Raw genomic sequence first — 5,327 nt, forward strand, 5'->3', positions numbered from 1 at the left:
CATCGCATGGTGTGGGTTGGAAAGTTTTTCGGTGGGGGATGGGCTCGCGGCCTATCAGCTTGTTGGTGGGGTGATGGCCTACCAAGGCGTCGACGGGTAGCCGGCCTGAGAGGGCGACCGGCCACACTGGGACTGAGACACGGCCCAGACTCCTACGGGAGGCAGCAGTGGGGAATATTGCACAATGGGCGAAAGCCTGATGCAGCGACGCCGCGTGAGGGATGACGGCCTTCGGGTTGTAAACCTCTTTCAGCAGGGAAGAAGCGCAAGTGACGGTACCTGCAGAAGAAGCGCCGGCTAACTACGTGCCAGCAGCCGCGGTAATACGTAGGGCGCAAGCGTTGTCCGGAATTATTGGGCGTAAAGAGCTCGTAGGCGGTCTGTCGCGTCTGGTGTGAAATCCCGAGGCTCAACCTCGGGCTTGCATCGGGTACGGGCAGACTAGAGTGCGGTAGGGGAGACTGGAATTCCTGGTGTAGCGGTGGAATGCGCAGATATCAGGAGGAACACCGATGGCGAAGGCAGGTCTCTGGGCCGCAACTGACGCTGAGGAGCGAAAGCATGGGGAGCGAACAGGATTAGATACCCTGGTAGTCCATGCCGTAAACGTTGGGCACTAGGTGTGGGGCTCATTCCACGAGTTCCGTGCCGCAGCTAACGCATTAAGTGCCCCGCCTGGGGAGTACGGCCGCAAGGCTAAAACTCAAAGGAATTGACGGGGGCCCGCACAAGCGGCGGAGCATGCGGATTAATTCGATGCAACGCGAAGAACCTTACCAAGGCTTGACATGTACGAGAACACGCTAGAGATAGCGGACTCTTTGGACACTCGTATACAGGTGGTGCATGGTTGTCGTCAGCTCGTGTCGTGAGATGTTGGGTTAAGTCCCGCAACGAGCGCAACCCTCGTCCTATGTTGCCAGCGGGTTATGCCGGGGACTCATGGGAGACTGCCGGGGTCAACTCGGAGGAAGGTGGGGATGACGTCAAATCATCATGCCCCTTATGTCTTGGGCTTCACGCATGCTACAATGGCCGGTACAGAGGGCTGCGATACCGTAAGGTGGAGCGAATCCCAAAAAGCCGGTCTCAGTTCGGATTGGGGTCTGCAACTCGACCCCATGAAGTCGGAGTCGCTAGTAATCGCAGATCAGCAACGCTGCGGTGAATACGTTCCCGGGCCTTGTACACACCGCCCGTCAAGTCACGAAAGTTGGTAACACCCGAAGCTCATGGCCCAACCGGTTTTCCGGGGGGAGTGGTCGAAGGTGGGACTGGCGATTGGGACTAAGTCGTAACAAGGTAGCCGTACCGGAAGGTGCGGCTGGATCACCTCCTTTCTAAGGAGCATCTGATACCCCCGCGTAGCTTCGCGATCGGGTCTGCCAGGTTGTCTGGTGGGTCTGGTGGTGGGGTGGGGGTCAGGCAGACCATCTGAGGCGCCGTTTGAGTGTCTGGTGGTTGCTCACGGGTGGAACATTGACTAGAAGGATCGGTTCGGCGTTCGGTCGCCGGCTAGTACACATCGTGGCTCTTCGGGGTCGGCAGTCTTCGGGCTGGCAGTCTTCGGGCTGGGTGGGGGAACGCTGGTGGTGGGGGGTTGGTCTGGTTCGCAAGCACACTGTTGGGTCCTGAGGCAATCGGCCCGCTCTGTTCGGATCGCCCCTGTGGGGTGGTGCGGGTGGGTGGTCGGGGGTCTTGATGGATACGGGTCGTGGGTCGGGTGTGAACCGCCTGCACGGGGTGTGGTCCCTGGGAGCGTGAGCTTCTGGGGATCGTGTCTGGTGGGGGTAGGCGTGCCGGGGGTCTGCGGGTCGTCCGTTGCTTGAGAACTGCACAGTGGACGCGAGCATCCCAGATGTTCAATGACTGGTTGATTTGTTTCGACTAGTTTCTTGATCTCTGTGAAATATTGTAGTGTGTCGAAGTTTTTAAGGGCACAGGGTGGATGCCTTGGCACTAGGAGCCGAAGAAGGACGTGGTAGCCTGCGATAAGCCTCGGGGAGTTGGCAAACGAGCTGTGATCCGAGGGTGTCCGAATGGGGGAACCCGGCTGGGGTCATGCCCAGTCACCTGCATCTGAATACATAGGGTGCAGGGGGGAACGTCGGGAAGTGAAACATCTCAGTACCGACAGGAAGAGATATTCCGTGAGTAGTGGCGAGCGAAAGCGGATGAGGCCAAACCGTGTGTGTGTCAAGCTGTCAGGCGTTGCACATGCGGGGTTGTGGGACCTTCTGACCAGATCTGACAGTCTGGTAGCCAGTAAGAAAGCCGTGTCATAGTCGAACCGCATTGAAAGGCGGACCGTAGTGGGTGTGAGTCCCGTAGACGAAATGGTGCGGCCTGGTTGAGGGGATCCCAAGTAGCACGGGGCCCGAGAAATCTCGTGTGAATCTGGCAAGACCACTTGCTAAGCCTAAATACTACCTAGTGACCGATAGCGGACTAGTACCGTGAGGGAAAGGTGAAAAGTACCCCGGGAGGGGAGTGAAATAGTACCTGAAACCGTGTGCCTACAATCCGTCGGAGCCTCCCTAGCAGGGGTGACGGCGTGCCTTTTGAAGAATGAGCCTGCGAGTTAGTGCTCGGTGGCGAGGTTAACCCGTGTGGGGAAGCCGTAGCGAAAGCGAGTCCGAATAGGGCGATACAGTCGCCGGGTCTAGACCCGAAGCGAAGTGATCTAGCCATGGGCAGGTTGAAGCGCCGGTAAGACGGCGTGGAGGACCGAACCCACTTAGGTTGAAAACTGAGGGGATGACCTGTGGTTAGGGGTGAAAGGCCAATCAAACTTCGTGATAGCTGGTTCTCCCCGAAATGCATTTAGGTGCAGCGTCACGTGTTTCTTGCCGGAGGTAGAGCTACTGGATGGCTAATGGGCCCTACCAGGTTACTGACGTCAGCCAAACTCCGAATGCCGGTAAGACATAGCGTGGCAGTGAGACTGCGGGGGATAAGCTTCGTAGTCGAGAGGGAAACAGCCCAGATCATCGGCTAAGGCCCCTAAGCGTGTGCTCAGTGGGAAAGGATGTGGAGTTGCACAGACAACCAGGAGGTTGGCTTAGAAGCAGCCACCCTTGAAAGAGTGCGTAATAGCTCACTGGTCAAGTGATTCCGCGCCGACAATGTAGCGGGGCTCAAGTACACCGCCGAAGCCGTGGCACTCACACAATGACCCAGCACCGACTTGATCGGTGTTCAGGTGTGTGGGTGGGTAGGGGAGCGTCGTGTGGGCAGTGAAGCTGCAGGGTGACCTAGTGGTGGAGCCCACACGAGTGAGAATGCAGGCATGAGTAGCGAATGACGGGTGAGAAACCCGTCCGCCGAATGACCAAGGGTTCCAGGGCCAGGTTAATCCGCCCTGGGTAAGTCGGGACCTAAGGCGAGGCCGACAGGCGTAGTCGATGGACAAGGAGTTGATATTCTCCTACCGGCGAAGAACCGCCCATACCGAGCCCGGTGATGCTAACCATCCCAAACCCGTCACAGTCACCTTCGGGTGGCGCCGACGGGCGCGGCGTGGGACCCGAACCGGTAGTAGGTAAGCGTGTTAACAGGGGTGACGCAGGAAGGTAGCCCGGCGTGGCGATGGTAGTCCACGTCCAAGGTTGTAGCCCGCTTCGTAGGCAAATCCGCGAAGCACATAGGGTGAGAACTGATAGTGACCGCGTATGCGGGAAACGGGTGATCCTCTGCTGCCAAGAAAAGCCTCGACGCGAGGTTCTAGCCGCCCGTACCCCAAACCGACTCAGGTGGTCAGGTAGAGAATACCAAGGCGATCGAGCGAATCGTGGTTAAGGAACTCGGCAAAATGCCCCCGTAACTTCGGGAGAAGGGGGGCCCGAACCGTGAACACCCTTGCGGTGGGAAGCGGGGAGGGCCGCAGAGACCAGGGAGAAGCGACTGTTTACTAAAAACACAGGTCCGTGCGAAGTCGCAAGACGATGTATACGGACTGACGCCTGCCCGGTGCTGGAAGGTTAAGAGGACGGGTCAACTTCGGTGAAGCCCAGAATTTAAGCCCCAGTAAACGGCGGTGGTAACTATAACCATCCTAAGGTAGCGAAATTCCTTGTCGGGTAAGTTCCGACCTGCACGAATGGCGTAACGACTTCTCCGCTGTCTCAACCGCGAGCTCGGCGAAATTGCACTACGAGTAAAGATGCTCGTTACGCGCAGCAGGACGGAAAGACCCCGGGACCTTTACTATAGCTTGGTATTGGTGTTCGGTGTGGCTTGTGTAGGATAGGTGGGAGACTATGAATCCCGGCCGCCAGGTCGGGAGGAGTCAACGTTGAAATACCACTCTGGCCACATCGACCATCTAACCTCGGTCCGTAATCCGGATCAGGGACAGTGCCTGGTGGGTAGTTTAACTGGGGCGGTTGCCTCCCAAAATGTAACGGAGGCGCTCAAAGGTTCCCTCAGCCTGGTTGGCAATCAGGTGTCGAGTGCAAGTGCACAAGGGAGCTTGACTGTGAGACCGACAGGTCGAGCAGGGACGAAAGTCGGAACTAGTGATCCGGCGGTGGCTTGTGGAAGCGCCGTCGCTCAACGGATAAAAGGTACCCCGGGGATAACAGGCTGATCTTGCCCAAGAGTCCATATCGACGGCATGGTTTGGCACCTCGATGTCGGCTCGTCGCATCCTGGGGCTGGAGTAGGTCCCAAGGGTTGGGCTGTTCGCCCATTAAAGCGGTACGCGAGCTGGGTTTAGAACGTCGTGAGACAGTTCGGTCCCTATCCGCTGCGCGCGCAGGAAACTTGAGAAGGGCTGTCCCTAGTACGAGAGGACCGGGACGGACGAACCTCTGGTGTGCCAGTTGTTCCGCCAGGAGCACGGCTGGTTAGCTACGTTCGGAAGGGATAACCGCTGAAAGCATCTAAGCGGGAAGCCTGCTTCAAGATGAGGTTTCCATCCCCCTCGTGGGGTGAAGGCACCCAGCTAGACCACTGGGTAGATAGGCCGGATGTGGAAGACAGGACCAAAGACTGTCGGAGCTGACCGGTACTAATAAGCCAACAACTTCACACACCTACCAAACACTGTTTGGTCAATAACACTGCTTCGCGTCCACTGTGCGGTTCCCGAGAAACGGGCACCACCCCCCTACCACAACCGTGGAACCAGGGGGTGACCTGGACAACTCGATACTGTTACGGCGGTCATAGCGTCGGGGAAACGCCCGGTCCCATTCCGAACCCGGAAGCTTAGCCCTTCAGCGCCGATGGTACTGCCCTCGCGAGGGGGTGGGAGAGTAGGACGCCGCCGGACACCCATTCACGAAAGGCCCACCCCACACCGGGGTGGGCCTTTCGCATACCCC

The 5,327-nt window shown here is 58.1% G+C and carries 3 rRNA genes; all 3 read left to right on the forward strand.

From position 1 onward, the window contains the following. A 16S ribosomal RNA gene (locus tag ACFQ8E_RS21750) occupies nt 1-1,340 on the forward strand; the annotation flags it as partial. Nucleotides 1,341-1,920: 580 nt separating this feature from the next. After that, a 23S ribosomal RNA gene (locus ACFQ8E_RS21755) occupies nt 1,921-5,035 on the forward strand. Between the two features lie 123 nt (nt 5,036-5,158). Further along, nucleotides 5,159-5,275, forward strand: a 5S ribosomal RNA gene (rrf, locus tag ACFQ8E_RS21760). The last annotated feature ends 52 nt before the right edge of the window (nt 5,276-5,327 follow it).

It is taken from the genome of Isoptericola sp. NPDC056573, from assembly GCF_042793335.1.
In the GTDB taxonomy this organism is placed as follows: domain Bacteria; phylum Actinomycetota; class Actinomycetes; order Actinomycetales; family Cellulomonadaceae; genus Isoptericola.